Genomic DNA, 15,913 nt, shown 5'->3' on the forward strand with positions numbered 1-15,913 from the left:
GGACGTAAGGCTATGACAGATATCGTAAACATTGCAGAAATGATGGCCGATATCGGTAAGCGTGCCCGCGCTGCCAGTGCAGAACTCGGTCACGCGTCAGCGGAACGTAAACACGCTGCGTTGATTGGTGCGGCCTATGCTGTTTGGGACAACCGCGCAAAGATCATTGAGGCGAACGCCAAAGACCTAGACTACGGTCGCGAAAAGGGTCTGAGCCCTGCGATGATGGACCGCCTTATGCTGAACGAAGATCGCATTCGCGGTATCGTTGACGGGCTTCGTTCTGTTGCGGAGCAGGCAGATCCCGTGGGGGCCGTTCTTGCCGAATGGGACCAGCCCAATGGCCTTCATATCAAACGTGTGCGTACTCCGTTGGGCGTGATTGGCGTTATCTACGAAAGCCGCCCGAACGTGACTGCCGATGCGGGCGCGCTTTGTTTGAAATCGGGCAATGCGGTGATTTTGCGCGGCGGGTCCGAGAGTTTCCATTCGTCACGCGCCATCCACGAATGTTTGGTTGCGGGCCTGAAAACCGCGAAACTGCCCGAAGATGCGATTCAACTGATCCCGACCCGTGACCGTGAGGCCGTGGCCGCAATGTTGCGCGCTGTCGACTATATCGACGTGATCGTCCCGCGTGGTGGCAAGGGCCTTGTCGGTCTCGTCCAGCGTGAGGCTCGCGTGCCTGTCTTTGCCCACCTCGAAGGCATCGTTCACATCTACATTGACAAATCTGCTGATCCCGAAAAGGCGCTTCGCGTTGTTCTTAACGCGAAAACCCGCCGCACTGGGATTTGTGGTGCTGCGGAATGTCTGCTGATCCACAAAGACGTCGCGCAATCACTGGGCGCTGATCTGATCAATGCGTTGATGGACAAAGGTGTTCGTGTTCATGCAGGCGAGGGGCTGAACGGTACTGACGTTGCGACCGACGACGATTGGGGCCGCGAATACCTCGACATGGATATCGCGGCTAAGATCGTCGATGACGTTGACGGCGCGATTGCGCATATCCGTCAATACGGGTCGAACCACACCGATTGCATCATCACCGAGGATGCGGCGGCCGTGGCGCGGTTCTTTGAGCGGCTCGATAGCGCGATCTTGATGCACAACTCGTCGACGCAATTTGCCGACGGCGGTGAATTCGGGATGGGTGCAGAGATCGGTATCGCAACGGGAAAGATGCACGCGCGTGGACCTGTTGGGGCCGAGCAACTGACCAGCTTTAAATACCTTGTGACATCGGACGGTGCGGTTCGCAGTTAAACCGCGACCGTTAGCTCAGTGTCTGTCGCCGTATAGGTTACAGTGCGGTTCAAACTCTGCGCGACACGAGGCAAGAGCGCGAACTGCACCTGAGCTGCGGACAGTCCAACGCCTTCAAACGACCAGAGGGCAGTGTCGATTGCGATTTTGCGCCCTCTGCCTTGGATCTCGAACCCTGCGGACGTTTGCCTGAATTCAACTTCAGCGCCCAATGGCGTCGCAGTTTCGATGCAGAGCGCGGCGAGGATCAACAAACGCACCTCAGAACGTTTCAGGTCTTGGGCAATCTGCCAGTCAAAGCTCAATCGACCTGATTTCGAGACATCGCTCAGCAGGGTGATTACCTCTGAACGTGATATCGTTTGCGCACAATCCGACGGACCAAACGCGAGGCGAAACAGCTTTACCCGCGCCATAGCTGCCGTGACGCTTTCCGCGATCAACGCCATTTCTGGCGTTTGCGGTGCACCCGACAGTTCGAGGAGTTCCACACCGTTGCTGATTGCGCTAAGGGGGTTCACAAGATCATGGCAAATGCGCGATCCGATCAATGCGGCGATGTCTGTGTCGTTGGTCATTACGGTCCGAAAGGTAAAAGATGGATTTGAATTCAGTATTAGAGCCAGGAATGCTCGTGCGTCATCCTGGGCAGCCGGATTGGGGCGTTGGGCAGGTGCAGTCCAATATCGCTGGCCGTGTGACCGTAAATTTCCCTGACCAAGGCAAAGTGGTGATCGATGGCAACCGCGTCATGTTGATGTTGGTCTCCGTTGATCCAAGTTAATTCGGGGATAGGCGGCAAAGGTTAACAGAAGGTAACCATGCCGCCGCCCTTGATTTTGCGGCAACAAACCGCCTAAAAGTCGTGCACCCTGACCTAACCGTAAACGCAGCCATGACCGCAACCATTGATTGTTTGACCGTTCGGCTGGCCCAGACCGAAGACGACGTTCGCGCGGCGCAACATTTACGGTATCGCGTCTTTGTTGAAGAGCTCGGCGCCACAGGTCCGATGGTGGACCACGATGCAAAGATTGAAGCGGATCACTACGATCCCTTTGTCGATCACCTGCTGCTCATTGACGAATACAAGACGGGCCATGAACGCGTTGTCGGTGTTTATCGGTTGCTCCGTTCGGACATGGCAGATGCTGCGGGCGGTTTCTATTCGCGGAGTGAATATGACCTCACGCCCTTGATTGCCTCGGGGCGAAAACTGCTAGAACTTGGTCGGTCGTGCCTCGCAGCAGACTATCGCGGTGGACAGGGTATGATGCTGATGTGGAACGCGCTGTCCGACTACGTGGTCGAGCATGGGATTGAAGTTCTCTTCGGCGTTGCGTCGTTTCATGGGACAGACATCGAACGCCTTGCGCCCGCTTTATCGCTGCTTGCCGATCGCCACATGGCGCCCGAAAGTCTACGTGTGCGGTCGCAAATTTATCAGCCAATGACACTCATTGATCCGAAGCAGATTGACCGCGTGGCCGCTATGCGTGACGTGCCTGCGCTGATCAAAGCCTACCTAAAGATCGGCGGTTTTGTTGGGGACGGGGCCTTTGTTGATCATGAATTCAACACGACGGATGTTTGCCTGATCCTCGACACGGAACGGCTCAATGCATCGCAAAAAGCGCTCTATGATCGGGGTGCGCGCCGATGATCACCAATTGGTCGCCAGAGTTACCGCCGCCCGATATCAAAATCACACCGCTCGGTTGGCTGCGATTTGCCTTAAAGGCCCCTTTGATCGGAATATTGGTCTTTGGCGGGCTATTTGTTCTTTTGCTGGTGCGGTTGGTTGAACGTCCGCTGTGTGGAATGGATCGTCCTGTCACGCCCTTTATCACGCTGTTTGTTTGTCGGAACACGCTGCGCCTGATCGGTATTGATTACCGTGTTATTGGTGAACCGATGAAAGGGCCGGGCGCTGTGGTCGCGAACCACGTGAGTTGGATGGATATTTTCATCCTGAATGCCAGCAAGCGCATCTACTTCGTCTCCAAAGCCGAGGTCGCGAATTGGCCCGGCATTGGGTGGCTGGCACGGGCAACGGGCACGGTGTTTATCCGTCGCGATCGTAAGGATGCCAAAGCGCAGATCACGCAGTTCCAAGAGCGCATATCACACGGTCACAAATTGCTGTTTTTCCCCGAAGGGACGTCGACCGATGGGCGCGTTCTATTGCCGTTCAAACCGACGCTGTTTGCCGCTTTCCTTGCCGATGAAATGCGCGAGACGCTATCCATCCAGCCTGTGACGATGGTTTATCGCGCCGCCGATGGTGCCGATATTCGTCAATATGGTTGGTGGGGCAACATGGATTTCGGCCAGCATTTTTTGGCTGTTCTGACCGCCCCGAAACAAGGGTCGGTCACTGTGGTTTATCATGATCCTGTAAAGGTCGCGGATTACTTAGATCGCAAAGCTCTCGCTCGCGATCTAGAGGTTATCGTTCGTAAACCTTTGGCCGAGGCAGGTATCCTCGACGCCTGAGTTAGGACATCGCAGCGACAAGAGTGCGCAGCGCTGCAACTGGATCGTCGCTGGTCCAAATCTCATCACCGATGCCAAAGAAATCAGTGAAGGGCGTCAGTTGGCGGATCAGATCAACGTCGAGCGACCCTTCGGCGACCACAGGTACTTCGATCATTTGCGACCACCACTGGAACAGGTCGAGCGGGGCTGTTTCACCAGAAAACAGCGGGCTTTTCCCAACGGGTCCAAAGCTGACGTAATCCGCGCCCAACTCACCCGCCGTCATACCGTCATGATTGCTGTTGCCACAGAACGCGCCGATGATTGCATCCTCGCCCAGTTCCTTGCGCATCTTTTTGACCGACCGTGCTGCATCTGTCAGGTGCACACCATCAAGGCCGAGCCGTTCAACGAGCATCATATGCGTGTCGATCACCAGTGCGACGTCACGTTCCATCGTGACAGAACGCAGGGCGTCCGCAGCACGCGCAATGCGATCCTCATCGCGGGTCGCAAGGGTCAGACGCACGCAGGCGATTTCTTGGGCGTCGAGGACAGAACCAAGGATGTCAGGGTAGGTCGACAGTTCAAAATCGGTCGGTGTGATGAGGTAAAGCTGCGGAAGGTCGGCTGCGTCGGTCATCATGGTCCCCAATTCTGGCCCGTTAACATCGGTTTGTGGTCATATAACGATGCTTTTGCGCCTTAGGAAGAGGGTGCTTTGGCTTGTCTCGGGGAACCGCCTTGCGTATCAGGCACAGGAAACCTGAAAGGATGATCCCGATGCCCACTGGCCAGCCTCAGCCCGCCTTTGTTCTGATCCGCCCACAGATGGGTGAAAATATCGGTGCTGCGGCGCGGGGGATGTGGAACTTTGGGCTCGATCTGATGCGCCTGACGACACCACGTGATGGGTGGCCGAACCCGAATGCGGTCGCGATGGCATCTGGGGCAGGGCGTTTGTTGGACGAAGCGCAGGTGTATGAAACCACCGCTCAGGCCGTTGAGGATTGCACATACGTTTATGCCACGACCGCACGACCGCGTGGTTTGACGAAACCCGTCATGTCGCCAGAGGCTGCGATGCAGGACGCCGCAAGACGGATCAACGACGGCCAGAAGGTCGCTGTGATGTTTGGTCCTGAACGGGCGGGGATGGAAAACGAAGATATCGCTCTTGCCAACGCGATCATCAACGTCCCTGTGAACCCAGAGTTTTCGTCGCTGAACCTCGCGCAATGTGTTTTGCTCGTGGGATATGAATGGCGTCGCGCCTCGACTGAAATTGTTCACGAACGGCTGGATAACCCGAACGAATGGGCGACCCAGCTCGAAGTTGAAAAACTTGCTGAGAATTATGAGACTCACCTCGAACAGGCAGGGTTCTTTTTCCCCGAGGACAAAGCGCCTCATATGAAGACCAATCTACGTAACCTTTGGAGCCGTATGCCGCTCACCCGTCCGGATGTGCAGATCCTACATGGCATCATGCGTCAGATGGTCCGCTGGAAGGACCGCGGCTAGCCCTTGCCGTGATGCCTCCTGCGACTTAGGTTCCCCGCAACATCGAAGGAGGCCGGCATGGCGCAAACACCGCGCAAATTGTTCGAGGACGTGGGCGAAGCCCCGAAACAAACCGCAGCACCGGGACAGATCGACGCCAAACGGCGCGGCGCACGTGGTGCTATCCGCGTTTGGCTCATGGTGATTTTCGCGCTCGTCGCGTCGATGATCGTCGTCGGTGGCCTCACACGTTTGACCGATAGCGGTTTGTCGATCACGGAATGGAACCCTGTCATGGGGGCTATCCCGCCGCTGAACGAGGCCGATTGGGCGGTCGAGTTTGAAAAATACCAAACGAGCCCCGAATACCTTTTGCAGAACAAAGGCATGAGCTTAAGCGAGTTCCAGTTCATCTATTGGTGGGAATGGGGCCATCGTCAGCTTGGTCGCTTTATCGGCCTCGTTTGGGCGCTCGGCTTCTTTGGATTCATGCTGACAAAAAACATTCCGACAGGTTGGACAGGACGTCTGTTCCTCTTGGGCGTGCTTGGCGGTCTTCAAGGCGCTATTGGCTGGTGGATGGTTCATTCAGGCCTTGACCAAACAGCTCAAGAAATTGGCCGCACCGATGTGGCGTCCTATCGTCTTGCGACGCACCTCGGCCTTGCCTTCGTGATCCTCGGGTTCACTGCGTGGTTTACGTTCCAGATGGGCCGCACTGAGGCTGATTTGATGCAGGCGCGTCGGTCCGCAAATGCGAAACTGTTTGGGATGGGCACGGGCCTGATGCATTTCGCGTTTCTGCAAATTATCCTTGGTGCGTTGGTTGCAGGTATTGATGCGGGCCGCGCCTTCCCAACATGGCCGCTAATGGGCGATGGGTTCCTGCCGCCCGATCCCTTCCAGCTGACCCCGATGTGGCGGAACTTCTTTGAGGACGCAGGCCTCGTGCAGTTCATCCACCGGATGTCGGGTTATCTGTTGTTCATTTATGGCATCGTCGTTTGGCTTCGTGCGCGCAAATCGCCGAACGGTAAGACCCGTTTTGCCTATAACGCCGTGATGGCGATGATGGTGGTGCAGATGGTTCTCGGCATCATGACCGTGCTGTATCAAGCGCAATTGCATGTCGCGATCACCCACCAGATCGGTGCGATTGCACTTTGGGTTCTCATCCTGCGTGGCCGTTATCTGGCGCGTTACCCGCTGGCCCAATCCATTCGTGAGGCGTGACATGACTGCTTATGATGAACTGATCGCCTTTGATCGCGAAACCCAAGCTCTCGCTCAAATCGCGGGGCGTCTGGGCTGGGATCAGGAAACGATGATGCCACGCGGATCGGCTGATCAGCGGGGTGAAGAATTCGCAGCGATTGAAGGTGTCCTGCACGCGCGCCGCACGGACCCTCGGGTTGGTGAATGGCTGGCAACCGCAGAGGCAAAGGACGAGGTCGCAACTGCCATGTTGCGTCAAATCCGTCGCAGCTATGACCGCGCGATGAAAGTGCCTGCGAAACTCGCCGCTGAAATTGCAAAGGTCACGTCGAAATCCCAAGGCATCTGGGCCGAGTCACTGTCTAACAATGACTTCGCCGCCTTCGCGCCGACCTTTAAAGAGGTGCTGCGCCTGAAACGCGAAGAGGGTGCCGCGCTCGCCAATGGCGGCGATATCTATGACGCGATGCTCGATGATTACGAACCGGGTGCGAAAGCTGCTGATCTGGTTGCGATGTTTGATGCGATGCGTCCGCGTCTCGTCGCGCTGCGCGAGGCCGTTCTGGCCCAGCCGCAGCCAGCGGGCGTGACGGGCACTTTTGATGAGGTCGCACAGTTAAAACTGTCGACACTTCTCGCGGAAACCTTTGGCTACGACATGTCCCGTGGCCGCATCGATAAGGCTGTGCACCCGTTCAGCTCTGGGTCTGGCAATGACGTTCGTATCACGACCCGCACAGCTGCTGACGATCCGTTTAACTGCTTCTATTCAACGATCCACGAGGTCGGGCACGCCTGTTACGAACAGAACATTGATCAGGCCTACCTTTTGTCCCCACTGGGTGGTGGTGTGTCGATGGGCGTCCACGAAAGTCAGAGCCGTATTTACGAAAACCAACTCGGGCGCAGCCGTGCGTTCACGGGCTGGCTCTTTGGTAAAATGCGCGATGCGTTCGGTGATTTCGGGATCGCGGACGAGGGCGGATTTTATGCCGCCGTGAACCGTGTGAACCGTGGCTACATCCGCACTGAAGCCGACGAATTACAATATAATCTGCATGTTCTTCTGCGGTTCGATCTCGAACGCGCATTGATCAGCGGTGACCTAGAGATTGACGACCTAGAGGCTGCATGGAACGACCGTTTCAAAGCGGACTTTGGTTATGCGGTCGATAAGGCATCGAATGGCGTTCTTCAGGACGTGCATTGGCCTGTTGGTCTGTTCGGCTACTTCCCGACCTATTCGCTGGGCAACGTCTATGCAGGCAACCTACATGCGGCATTGCGCAAGGCTGTTCCCAACCTCGATGATGATCTGTCACGGGGTGATTTGGCGGCGGCGACGGGGTGGCTCCGTGACAACCTGCAACAGCACGGTGGCCTCTATGAACCGCGCGACACGATCCGTCGCGCGATTGGAGCAGAGCCAACAGAGGCTCCGCTCCTTGATTATCTCGAAGCTAAATTCTCTGACCTGTATCAGCTCTGATCCCAGTCTGGTTTGCGTTTCTCGATAAAGGCCGTGATGCCCTCGTTGGTGTCACGGTCTAGCATATTGCGCACCATAACGTCGCCCGCAAAGGCATAGGCGTCTTGGGTCGTCATCTGGGCTTGATCATAGAACGCACGTTTGCCGATCTGAACCGCGCTCGCCAATTTCGACGCGATGGTATTGGCCAATTCATCAACCGCCGCATCAAGGTCGTCATGCGGAACAGCGCGGTTGATCAGACCATACTCTACGGCTTCATCACAATTGATGAATTTACCAGTGGTGAGCATCTCGAACGCTTGTTTGCGATGAACATTGCGGGTGAGGGCGACCATTGGGGTCGAACAGAACAAACCGATATTCACGCCATTCACGCCAAAACGTGTGCCCTCGGCAGCAATAGCGAGGTCGCAGGTCGCAACCAATTGACAGCCCGCAGCGGTCGCGATGCCATGCGGTTTGGCGATGACAGGCTGTGGGATCTGCTGGATGGTCAGCATTAGTTTCGTACAGCGATCAAAGAGGTCCTTGAAATACGCCGCACCGCCGTCTGCAGCAGCGCGACCCGCTTGCATCTGTTTCAGATCATGACCCGCGCAGAACGCTTTACCTGCACCGGCCAGTGTGATGACGCGAATGGAACGGTCCATCGCGACCTCATCCAGCGTCGATTGCAGTTCCGCCAACATCTCGTCCGAGAGCGCGTTGAGCTTTTCCGGTGCATTCATAGTCAGGTTCAGCACCGCACCTGTGACGCTACGTTCTAGCAAGGCCATCTTGTTTCCTCCTCTTCCCTGCGGTCACCTTAGGGCAGACGAGCGAGGGAGGAAACTATGCCGTTGGCCATGGACAAAGACGCATTGACGCAGTTCTTAGCGTCGGATTTTTCCCAAGTGGACGGGATGTTTACCATTGAATCCATTGGTGAAATGGAAGCCGTCATTCGCCTGAACGTTCGCGAAGAACATTTGCGACCCGGTGGCACCGTCTCTGGCCCGTCAATGTTCGCACTGGCCGATGTGTCGGTCTATTTGGCGATCCTTGCGATGATCGGACCAAAGGCGTTGTCGGTTACCACGAATTGCAGCATTGATTTCATGCGCAAACCCGAAGCAGGTCGTGATCTACTGTGCCATGTTCGGCTTTTGAAACTGGGCCGTGTTTTGGCTGTGGGTGATTGTTTGCTGTTCTCGGAAGGCAGCGATCAGGCTGTAGCACGTGCCTCGCTGACCTATTCGATACCGCCGAAATAAAAAGGGGCGGGGAAGTCCCCGCCCAGGTACAGGAAGAGCCGGGGATTAGGCCCTCCAAAAGTATTTCGCAGCCTCAAGCTTTGCCTGCTCGCGGGTGAGGCCGATATCGAACAGAACATGTTCAGGCAGGTCGCGCAGATGTTGACGGGTTTGGCGTCGCATCGACCACGTCTCTACCTTGACCGCGATGGATACCAGCGCACGTGCCGCGAGGGTCGTGGGAGCAGGAATAATCATCGTGTTCAGCGGGAGGTGGTGGGATACCAGTGTCATCATCTTTCTCTTTACTTGTATTGATACAATGTGGCATTGTGCCGTATATAATCGATACAAAACCACGCTATGCGTGTCGAGGAATACATTGTGACCGATACAATTTGGCTACCCGATTTAACACAAGCCGACGGACCGAAATATCGCGCGATTGAGGTCGCCATTCGTCAGGCGGTGCGGGGTGGAACGTTAAAATGCGGTGATAAACTGCCACCTGTGCGTGACTTAGCGTGGCAGGCCAAGGTCACTCCGGGCACAGTGGCGCGGGCATATAAGAACCTTGTTGACGCGGGTTTCCTCGATGCTGCGGTAGGGCGTGGGACATTTGTACCAGAGCAGAAAGTGGTACAATTCGAAGAAGTCACCGATATGGGGGCGACGCTGCTTAGTCCGCGGCTTCCTGACCTTGGTCAGACAGACCTTATTCGGGACGGGTTTCACAGATACGCCGACACAGCGGCCTCTGAATTGCTGCTTCGCTATCCCGTGCGTCAGAACCATCGGGATGCGCATGTGGCCTTTTATAACGCGAGCAAAGATTTTCCGATTGGCAAATTCTCTCCTGACAACGTGGTTATCACTCATGGTGGTCAGCATTCGATCGTGATGATTTTCCAGACCGTGCTTAAGGGATCGTCGCCTGTCGTGATGGTCGATGAACTGACCTATGCTGGATTCCGTCGCGCGGCGGAGCTCTGCCGTGCGCCCACAGTTTCGGTCGAATGGGACGAGGAGGGACCTCGGCTCGATAAATTTGAACGGCTGGTGATCGACCACGGCGTTCAGGTTTACGCGACTTGTTCCGATGTGATCAATCCAACTGCGATGACGACCTCACTCAAACGGCGCCAAGAAATTGCAGAGCTTTGCCGTCGCTATGGTGTACACATCATCGACGACGACAGCTATCGCAATGGTCCCTTCATCGGGCCGAGCTATCGCCAATATGTGCCCGAACTGGCGTGGTATACGACATCTCCGTCTAAATCGATCTCTGCGGCCCTTCGGATTGGGTTCGTCGTACCACCCGAAGGACACCTGAACGCGTTTATCCGCTCGGTCACGTTTAACTCGTTCGGCGTACCAACCGCGATCACCTCGGTTTATGCTTATGTCCAGAACCACCCCGAAATGCCTGCGATTTTGAAATCGACACGTGCACACATGGCGGACCGTATGCGCATGGCGCTGAACGTTCTCGGTGGATATAAAGTGCGGTGGCAAGAAAACGTGCCGTTCATTTGGCTTGAACTCCCTGATGGGTGGCGGAGCGGTGAATTTTGCCGAAGCTCAGAGGCGCAGGGGATCTTCCTCAAATCCGCCGAAGAATTCGGGCCGCGCGACGGGCGACGGGTTCAAGCGGTGCGGATTGCCCTGAACGGAGGAATCGCTATCGAACGGTTTGAGACGGCCCTAAGGGGGCTTAGAGACCTTTTGGACCATCCACCCGAGAGAATTACGGTCTAAATCATGGGGTAAAATAATACCTTAATTTTAAGTAACTGATTTTACGTATTTATTTCGTGTAAATTGCTGTTGACTGGATTTTCGCGGCCTATATAACCCGCCCATCCGAATGAACGGGGCCGTAATGCCCCCAACCAGCAATGGTGTAATATGAAAACCTTCTCTGCTACTCCGGCAGATATCGATAAAAAATGGATCCTGATCGACGCTGAAGGCGTTGTTCTGGGCCGTCTTGCTTCGATCATCGCCATGCGCTTGCGCGGTAAGCACAAGCCGTCCTTCACCCCTCACATGGACATGGGTGACAACGTGATCGTTATCAACGCTGACAAAGTTCAGCTGACTGGTAACAAGCGCGAAAAGCCGAACTACTGGCACACTGGCCACCCGGGCGGCATCAAGTCCCGCACCACCGGTCAGATCCTCGAGGGCGCACACCCCGAGCGCGTCGTCATGCAAGCTGTTAAGCGCATGCTGCCGGGCAACCGTCTGTCGCGCAAGCAAATGACCCACCTGCGCGTCTTCGCTGGTGCCGAACACGGCATGGAAGCTCAGAAGCCTGAAGTTCTCGACGTTAAGTCGATGAACAAGAAAAACACGAGGGTCTAATCGATGGCCGATCAAATCAACTCGCTCGAAGATCTCGCAGCAGCCGCTGGCACCGCTGTAGAAGTAGACGCACCGCGTGAACCTGTTCGCGACGAACTGGGCCGTTCCTACGCAACCGGCAAGCGTAAAGACGCTGTCGCTCGCGTTTGGGTTAAACCGGGTTCTGGCAAAGTGATCGTAAACGGCAAAGAAATGGCTGTTTACTTCGCACGTCCGGTTCTTCAGCTGATCCTGCGTCAGCCGTTCCAGATCGCTGGTGTTGAAGGCCAGTTCGACGTAATGGCGACCGTTAAAGGTGGCGGCCTGACTGGTCAGGCTGGCGCTGTTAAGCACGGTATCTCCAAAGCTCTCCAGCTGTACGATCCGTCGCTCCGTGGTGCTCTGAAAGCTGCTGGCTTCCTGACCCGCGACAGCCGCGTTGTTGAACGTAAAAAATACGGTAAGCGTAAAGCTCGTCGTTCGTTCCAGTTCTCGAAGCGTTAATTCGTTTCTTGCGACTTACGGAAAAGGGCACCCTCGGGTGCCCTTTTTCATTTGTGTCAGCTGTCAGGCGGTAGAAGTCCCAGACCGCGTAAATAGACCCCAATACCCGTTTCGAGCAGGTCCTCAGGTGGGAAGGGTGATTTGGTCCCAGGGGACCCCCGCGCGAATAGCTCAACAACGCCGTGGCTCATGGCCCAGATATGTGCGCTGAACATCTGCGGCGGTGGGCGGCGGTCAGCGGGGATGTGCTGGCTTAGGTCCTCGGCGGCTTTCTCCATCACACCCAACGCACGTTTAGAGGCTGCAGCTAGTGCGGGATCACGCTGGATTGATACGCCGCTTTCGAACATCGCGATGTAGTGGCCCGGGAATTTGCGTGCAAAAGCGAGGTAGGCACGTCCCGTCGTTTCAAACGCAGCCAACGCGGTAGGCTGACCTTTATTATAGGCGTGCTCCATCAGATCGCCGAAAATCTCATACCCTTGACGGGCTGCTTCCGCGATCAATGCTTCGCGACCGTCAAAGTGACGGTAAACGGCAGCAGGGGTTACACCTGCCTCACGGGCGGCCTCGGACAGGGTAAAGCCTGTCGGACCCCTTTCCTCAATCAGCTTGAGACAGGCGTCGACCAACGCACTGCGCAGGTTTCCGTGATGATAGCCGCGTTTAACCATTCCAGATGTCAGGACCGCCTGCGATTTTCGGGTCAATCTGCCCGATGTTGTTCGTGTCTTTGCGGTGATAGTCGATTTGGGTCAAGACTGCACGGATCGCATTCAATCGGGCGCGTTTTTTGTCGTCAGAGCGAACAACAGTCCACGGAGTCTGTTCGGTGTGGGTTCGGGTCAGGGTTTCACCGATCGCCTCGGAATATTCATCCCATTTCTTTAGACCCTCAACGTCAATCCATGAGAGTTTCCATTGCTTTAGCGGGTCTTTCTCACGTTCGAGGAACCGCTGAAGCTGCGCGGCACGACCAACATTCAGCCAAATTTTAAAGAGCTTGATCCCTTCGTCGACGAGCATCTGTTCAAACGGAACAACCTGTTCGAACCATTTGTCCCGCTGCTCATCGGTGCAGAACCCAAAGACCTTTTCGACGACGCCACGATTATACCAACTGCGATCAAAGAACACGATTTCGCCAGCGGTCGGCAGTTGTTCAACGTAGCGCTGGAAATACCATTGGCCGGCCTCAACCTCGGTCGGTTTAGAGAGCGCAACCACACGCGCGCCACGGGGATTCAGATTTTCGCGGAACCGTTTGATGGTGCCACCTTTGCCCGCGGCATCGCGCCCTTCGAACACGATGGCAATACGATCACCGCTTTCCTTAATCGCGTTCTGCAAACGGACGAGTTCGATCTGGAGGGCTTCCATCTCGTCCTCGTAGTCCTTTTTCTTCATTTCCTCATCGTAAGGAAAAGAGGCGTCTAGAATTGCGTTTTTCTCAGCGGTTTCAATGGCTTTGCGCACCTCTTTGGGGGCGTCGTTGTTGAAAAATGCGCTGATGGCTCCGTCGAAGGGTAGTTCCATGTCTTGCTCCGTCTTTTGAACCACTATGGCGGGCACAGCGACGTAGTTCAATCGACACAAAAAAGGCGGCCACAGGGACCGCCTTTGGATTATTTGCCGATATCGTTCAGATCATATGGCGTCGACTGGTAAACTTCGTTGATCCAGTTGCCATACAGCAGGTGAGCATGGCTCCGCCAACGGTTCTGCGGCGCCCGCGACGGATCATTGTCGGGATAGTAGTTCGCAGGCACGTTGATAGGCTTGCCAGCTGCAACATCGCGGTCATATTCTTCTTTGAGCGTCCCACTGTCGTATTCGAAGTGGTTAAAGATATAGAGCGCGCGATGCGCAGGGTCCTCGACCAATGCAGGTCCCGTTTCTGCGCTATCAAGCAGAATATTGAGCCCATCGATCGGTTCAATTTCATCACGGCGCATTTCCGTCCAGCGGCTCACTGGCATCACCAGATCATCAGAGAACCCACGCAGGTAGGGCGAGGCAGGCTGACAATTGGTGTGACGCACGCAGCCGAAAGCCTTATCCGACAGGATGTGTTTTTGCACACCGTGGAAATAGTTGATCATCGCCATGCCACCCCAGCAGACGCCAAAGGTGGATTGAACGCTGGTCTGGGTCCATTCAAAGACCTCTTTCAGTTCGTCCCAATAGGTTACCTCTTCGAACGGGAGGTGTTCGATGGGCGCACCAGTGATGATCAAACCGTCGAATTTTTCGCCGCTGGCCTTCACCTCTTGGAAGGGGCGGTAGAATTCAGCCATGTGTTCGGCAGCGGTATTGCGCGTCTCGTGTTCTGACATCCGGATCAGCGACAGTTCGATCTGAATCGGGGTTGCCCCCAACAGACGCGCAAACTGGTTCTCTGTCTGGATTTTCTTGGGCATCAGGTTCAACAGCCCAAACCGCAAAGGACGAATATCCTGTTTTGCAGCCCGCTCATCCGACATGACCATCACACCTTCGTTCGTCAGAACGTCGAAGGCAGGAAGGTTGGCGGGGAGTTTAATAGGCATTGGTCTGGTCCTGATAGTGTTGAGAGGCGGTATGTAGTCCCGTTAAGCGCGAGCCTCAAGGGTGCGGGCGATAAGCTCTTGGAAATCTCCGGCAGAGCGGACGGCGTAGATATCTTCAGCCTTCACCGTAATGCCCCAGCGATTAGCCATGGCCCGATACCGCGGCTGACGATGATCGAGAGCTTTGCGGTAGGTCCAGCGGATGAAATCATCGGGGTTCACATCGTCAGGCGACACCGATTTTTCAGCCAGATAGTCGGCCCACGCCTTGATCAGAAACTCTGGCTGATAGGACATCGGTTTTGGCGCTTTGTCGAACCGACGGCAAAGTTCATCGATATGCGCGTCAGAGCCCTCAATCCATACGCAGAGGCATTCTTTGGCCAGCGCGGTCATGATCGGATCATTCGCGTCATCCGGATCAACCCATTCGCAGATCGATCCACCCGTATCGCAAATGAAATTCGGATAGCCATAAAGAGACTGCGCACGGCGGATGAAATAGCTCGTGTCCATCAGGGCGTCGATTTCGGCGCGGCGGAACTGATCCTGACGGCGGCGATATTCATCGATCGGAACGCCACCTTTGTTCGGATCACCAGGTTTGCCGAGGTAAGAGGCCACAGGCGACAGGTTCTCGAACGTGATGTTTGACCCGATGTAAATCGAATCCGACATCAAGAGATCCCGTAAGAACGGTACCTTCATCGCCTCGGCCTTGGCGTTGTCAGCGATATATTCGCCCATATACCGCGTGCCGATGCGGTAATCGACGCTGTAATGGAACCACTCCCCCTGATCTCGCAGAAGGTTAGACACATATGTCTTGCCCAGTCCGGACATGCCAAACAGGAGGATGTGTTTGTTGGGCGCGTTGCGCCAATCGTCTGCGGTTTCGTAAATCATGGTGTCCGGTTCGTTGATCGGGCTTAATGCTTTGGGGTTTTGCCGATCGGCAGCCGCCCGTCAAGAACGACCAACCCCAGAGTCAGCACCATAAAGCCCACATAGGCGTGCCAGTCTAGTGTTTCTCCGTAAACCACGGCACCAAGGCAGATCGCAAAGGGGATGATCAGAAGGGTTACGAGGCTCAGGTTGCCAGCGCCTGCGGTCGTTAGGACGATGTAGTAAAGCCGATAGGCCACCGCACTCGCCATAATCGCGAGATAGAGAACCGCTGCGATGCTGCGACCACTGTAGGAAAAGTCAGGCACGCCGTCTGTCCACAAGGCGAGGGGGATCATTATGAGGCCAGCACCCGTCAGCATGCCTGCACTCGCAACCTCAGGCTGGAGCCCACGTAGGGTGCGGCGCGAGATGAT

General features: G+C 55.6%; 20 protein-coding genes. 11 read left to right on the forward strand and 9 right to left on the reverse strand.

The features are described from left to right. The first annotated feature begins 12 nt into the window (after positions 1 to 12). Positions 13 to 1,269: a glutamate-5-semialdehyde dehydrogenase gene (locus tag AC1QQ2_RS04170; RefSeq protein ID WP_479712198.1), complete on the forward strand. Its 1,257-nt coding sequence runs from the start codon at positions 13 to 15 to the stop codon at positions 1,267 to 1,269. Here AC1QQ2_RS04170 and AC1QQ2_RS04175 read toward each other — a convergent pair. Next, positions 1,266 to 1,847: a histidine phosphotransferase family protein gene (locus AC1QQ2_RS04175; protein ID WP_479712199.1), complete on the reverse strand. Its 582-nt coding sequence runs from the start codon at positions 1,845 to 1,847 to the stop codon at positions 1,266 to 1,268. The two genes, AC1QQ2_RS04170 and AC1QQ2_RS04175, sit on opposite strands and share 4 nt — an antisense overlap. A 20-nt stretch (positions 1,848 to 1,867) precedes the next feature. On the opposite strand from AC1QQ2_RS04175, the gene AC1QQ2_RS04180 reads away from it, so the two are divergent. From AC1QQ2_RS04180 to olsA, 3 genes are all read left to right on the forward strand, one after another. Beyond that, complete coding sequence (locus tag AC1QQ2_RS04180; protein WP_105235051.1) at positions 1,868 to 2,053, forward strand: DUF3553 domain-containing protein; 186 nt, start codon at positions 1,868 to 1,870, stop codon at positions 2,051 to 2,053. 111 nt (positions 2,054 to 2,164) lie between these two features. After that, the gene (gene olsB / locus AC1QQ2_RS04185; protein WP_479712200.1) at positions 2,165 to 2,932 is read left to right on the forward strand and encodes an L-ornithine N(alpha)-acyltransferase; all 768 of its coding nucleotides are present in this window, start codon (positions 2,165 to 2,167) and stop codon (positions 2,930 to 2,932) included. Further along, positions 2,929 to 3,765, forward strand: coding sequence for a lyso-ornithine lipid O-acyltransferase (gene olsA, locus AC1QQ2_RS04190; protein WP_479712201.1), 837 nt, complete (start codon positions 2,929 to 2,931; stop codon positions 3,763 to 3,765). The genes olsB and olsA overlap by 4 nt, the downstream gene beginning before the upstream one ends. Position 3,766: 1 nt before the next feature. On the opposite strand, the gene AC1QQ2_RS04195 is transcribed toward olsA, so the two are convergent. Then, entirely contained in the window at positions 3,767 to 4,390 is a 624-nt protein-coding gene (locus AC1QQ2_RS04195) for a thiamine phosphate synthase (RefSeq protein WP_479712202.1), read from the reverse strand. A 140-nt stretch (positions 4,391 to 4,530) separates the two neighbouring features. Between AC1QQ2_RS04195 and AC1QQ2_RS04200 the strand changes: the two genes are divergently transcribed. Genes AC1QQ2_RS04200 through AC1QQ2_RS04210 form a run of 3 tightly spaced genes read left to right on the forward strand, consistent with a single transcriptional unit; the run spans position 4,531 to position 7,954 of the window. Continuing rightward, a complete protein-coding gene (locus AC1QQ2_RS04200; protein WP_479712203.1) occupies positions 4,531 to 5,271 on the forward strand; it encodes an RNA methyltransferase in 741 nt (246 codons plus the stop codon). Between the two features lie 57 nt (positions 5,272 to 5,328). Then, entirely contained in the window at positions 5,329 to 6,483 is a 1,155-nt protein-coding gene (gene ctaA, locus AC1QQ2_RS04205) for a heme A synthase (RefSeq protein ID WP_479712204.1), read from the forward strand. A gap of 1 nt (position 6,484) precedes the next feature. Next, complete coding sequence (locus AC1QQ2_RS04210) at positions 6,485 to 7,954, forward strand: carboxypeptidase M32 (RefSeq protein WP_479712205.1); 1,470 nt, start codon at positions 6,485 to 6,487, stop codon at positions 7,952 to 7,954. On the opposite strand, the gene AC1QQ2_RS04215 is transcribed toward AC1QQ2_RS04210, so the two are convergent. Then, the gene (locus AC1QQ2_RS04215) at positions 7,945 to 8,733 is read right to left on the reverse strand and encodes an enoyl-CoA hydratase (RefSeq protein ID WP_479712206.1); all 789 of its coding nucleotides are present in this window, start codon (positions 8,731 to 8,733) and stop codon (positions 7,945 to 7,947) included. The genes AC1QQ2_RS04210 and AC1QQ2_RS04215 overlap by 10 nt on opposite strands. Positions 8,734 to 8,790: 57 nt before the next feature. Here AC1QQ2_RS04215 and AC1QQ2_RS04220 point away from each other — a divergent pair, with 57 nt between their 5' ends. Continuing rightward, positions 8,791 to 9,210 carry a PaaI family thioesterase gene (locus tag AC1QQ2_RS04220; RefSeq protein ID WP_479712207.1) on the forward strand — a complete coding sequence of 140 codons (420 nt, stop codon included), beginning with the start codon at positions 8,791 to 8,793 and terminating at the stop codon, positions 9,208 to 9,210. Positions 9,211 to 9,255: 45 nt separating this feature from the next. Here AC1QQ2_RS04220 and AC1QQ2_RS04225 read toward each other — a convergent pair whose 3' ends face one another. Then, positions 9,256 to 9,483, reverse strand: coding sequence for a DUF1127 domain-containing protein (locus AC1QQ2_RS04225; protein WP_479712208.1), 228 nt, complete (start codon positions 9,481 to 9,483; stop codon positions 9,256 to 9,258). A gap of 90 nt (positions 9,484 to 9,573) precedes the next feature. On the opposite strand from AC1QQ2_RS04225, the gene AC1QQ2_RS04230 reads away from it, so the two are divergent. The 3 genes from AC1QQ2_RS04230 to rpsI all read left to right on the forward strand — a co-directional run bounded on the left by AC1QQ2_RS04230 (position 9,574) and on the right by rpsI (position 12,042). Then, a complete protein-coding gene (locus AC1QQ2_RS04230; RefSeq protein ID WP_479712209.1) occupies positions 9,574 to 10,950 on the forward strand; it encodes an aminotransferase-like domain-containing protein in 1,377 nt (458 codons plus the stop codon). A 150-nt stretch (positions 10,951 to 11,100) separates the two neighbouring features. Then, the gene (rplM, locus tag AC1QQ2_RS04235; RefSeq protein ID WP_067545108.1) at positions 11,101 to 11,559 is read left to right on the forward strand and encodes a 50S ribosomal protein L13; all 459 of its coding nucleotides are present in this window, start codon (positions 11,101 to 11,103) and stop codon (positions 11,557 to 11,559) included. 3 nt (positions 11,560 to 11,562) lie between these two features. Next, positions 11,563 to 12,042 carry a 30S ribosomal protein S9 gene (gene rpsI / locus AC1QQ2_RS04240; RefSeq protein ID WP_067545105.1) on the forward strand — a complete coding sequence of 160 codons (480 nt, stop codon included), beginning with the start codon at positions 11,563 to 11,565 and terminating at the stop codon, positions 12,040 to 12,042. Positions 12,043 to 12,098: 56 nt separating this feature from the next. On the opposite strand, the gene AC1QQ2_RS04245 is transcribed toward rpsI, so the two are convergent. The 5 genes from AC1QQ2_RS04245 to AC1QQ2_RS04265 all read right to left on the reverse strand — a co-directional run. Continuing rightward, positions 12,099 to 12,716, reverse strand: a complete 618-nt coding sequence (locus tag AC1QQ2_RS04245) for a TetR/AcrR family transcriptional regulator (protein ID WP_105235060.1) — start codon at positions 12,714 to 12,716, stop codon at positions 12,099 to 12,101. Continuing rightward, positions 12,709 to 13,578, reverse strand: a complete 870-nt coding sequence (gene ppk2 / locus AC1QQ2_RS04250) for a polyphosphate kinase 2 (RefSeq protein WP_479712210.1) — start codon at positions 13,576 to 13,578, stop codon at positions 12,709 to 12,711. The genes AC1QQ2_RS04245 and ppk2 overlap by 8 nt, the downstream gene beginning before the upstream one ends. Positions 13,579 to 13,667: 89 nt before the next feature. Continuing rightward, positions 13,668 to 14,591: a homoserine O-succinyltransferase gene (locus AC1QQ2_RS04255; protein WP_249943947.1), complete on the reverse strand. Its 924-nt coding sequence runs from the start codon at positions 14,589 to 14,591 to the stop codon at positions 13,668 to 13,670. Positions 14,592 to 14,633: 42 nt separating this feature from the next. Then, entirely contained in the window at positions 14,634 to 15,497 is an 864-nt protein-coding gene (locus tag AC1QQ2_RS04260) for an ATPase (RefSeq protein WP_479712211.1), read from the reverse strand. A gap of 23 nt (positions 15,498 to 15,520) precedes the next feature. Beyond that, on the reverse strand, positions 15,521 to 15,913 hold a 393-nt coding region (locus AC1QQ2_RS04265; protein WP_479712212.1), incomplete at its 5' end, for an EamA family transporter.

The organism is Aestuarium sp. (assembly GCF_023253315.1).
In the GTDB taxonomy this organism is placed as follows: domain Bacteria; phylum Pseudomonadota; class Alphaproteobacteria; order Rhodobacterales; family Rhodobacteraceae; genus Marivivens; species Marivivens donghaensis.

Bases quoted from the DNA above. Each gene is read 5' to 3' on its own strand.
- AC1QQ2_RS04225 (WP_479712208.1), bottom strand. From the start codon at position 9,483: ATGACACTGGTATCCCACCACCTCCCGCTGAACACGATGATTATTCCT.
- AC1QQ2_RS04215 (WP_479712206.1), bottom strand. From the start codon at position 8,733: ATGGCCTTGCTAGAACGTAGCGTCACAGGTGCGGTGCTGAACCTGACT.
- olsA (WP_479712201.1), top strand. From the start codon at position 2,929: ATGATCACCAATTGGTCGCCAGAGTTACCGCCGCCCGATATCAAAATC.
- AC1QQ2_RS04245 (WP_105235060.1), bottom strand. From the start codon at position 12,716: ATGGTTAAACGCGGCTATCATCACGGAAACCTGCGCAGTGCGTTGGTC.
- AC1QQ2_RS04195 (WP_479712202.1), bottom strand. From the start codon at position 4,390: ATGACCGACGCAGCCGACCTTCCGCAGCTTTACCTCATCACACCGACC.
- olsB (WP_479712200.1), top strand. From the start codon at position 2,165: ATGACCGCAACCATTGATTGTTTGACCGTTCGGCTGGCCCAGACCGAA.
- AC1QQ2_RS04175 (WP_479712199.1), bottom strand. From the start codon at position 1,847: ATGACCAACGACACAGACATCGCCGCATTGATCGGATCGCGCATTTGC.
- AC1QQ2_RS04260 (WP_479712211.1), bottom strand. From the start codon at position 15,497: ATGATTTACGAAACCGCAGACGATTGGCGCAACGCGCCCAACAAACAC.
- rpsI (WP_067545105.1), top strand. From the start codon at position 11,563: ATGGCCGATCAAATCAACTCGCTCGAAGATCTCGCAGCAGCCGCTGGC.
- rplM (WP_067545108.1), top strand. From the start codon at position 11,101: ATGAAAACCTTCTCTGCTACTCCGGCAGATATCGATAAAAAATGGATC.
- ppk2 (WP_479712210.1), bottom strand. From the start codon at position 13,578: ATGGAACTACCCTTCGACGGAGCCATCAGCGCATTTTTCAACAACGAC.
- AC1QQ2_RS04220 (WP_479712207.1), top strand. From the start codon at position 8,791: ATGCCGTTGGCCATGGACAAAGACGCATTGACGCAGTTCTTAGCGTCG.
- ctaA (WP_479712204.1), top strand. From the start codon at position 5,329: ATGGCGCAAACACCGCGCAAATTGTTCGAGGACGTGGGCGAAGCCCCG.
- AC1QQ2_RS04170 (WP_479712198.1), top strand. From the start codon at position 13: ATGACAGATATCGTAAACATTGCAGAAATGATGGCCGATATCGGTAAG.
- AC1QQ2_RS04255 (WP_249943947.1), bottom strand. From the start codon at position 14,591: ATGCCTATTAAACTCCCCGCCAACCTTCCTGCCTTCGACGTTCTGACG.
- AC1QQ2_RS04180 (WP_105235051.1), top strand. From the start codon at position 1,868: ATGGATTTGAATTCAGTATTAGAGCCAGGAATGCTCGTGCGTCATCCT.
- AC1QQ2_RS04200 (WP_479712203.1), top strand. From the start codon at position 4,531: ATGCCCACTGGCCAGCCTCAGCCCGCCTTTGTTCTGATCCGCCCACAG.
- AC1QQ2_RS04210 (WP_479712205.1), top strand. From the start codon at position 6,485: ATGACTGCTTATGATGAACTGATCGCCTTTGATCGCGAAACCCAAGCT.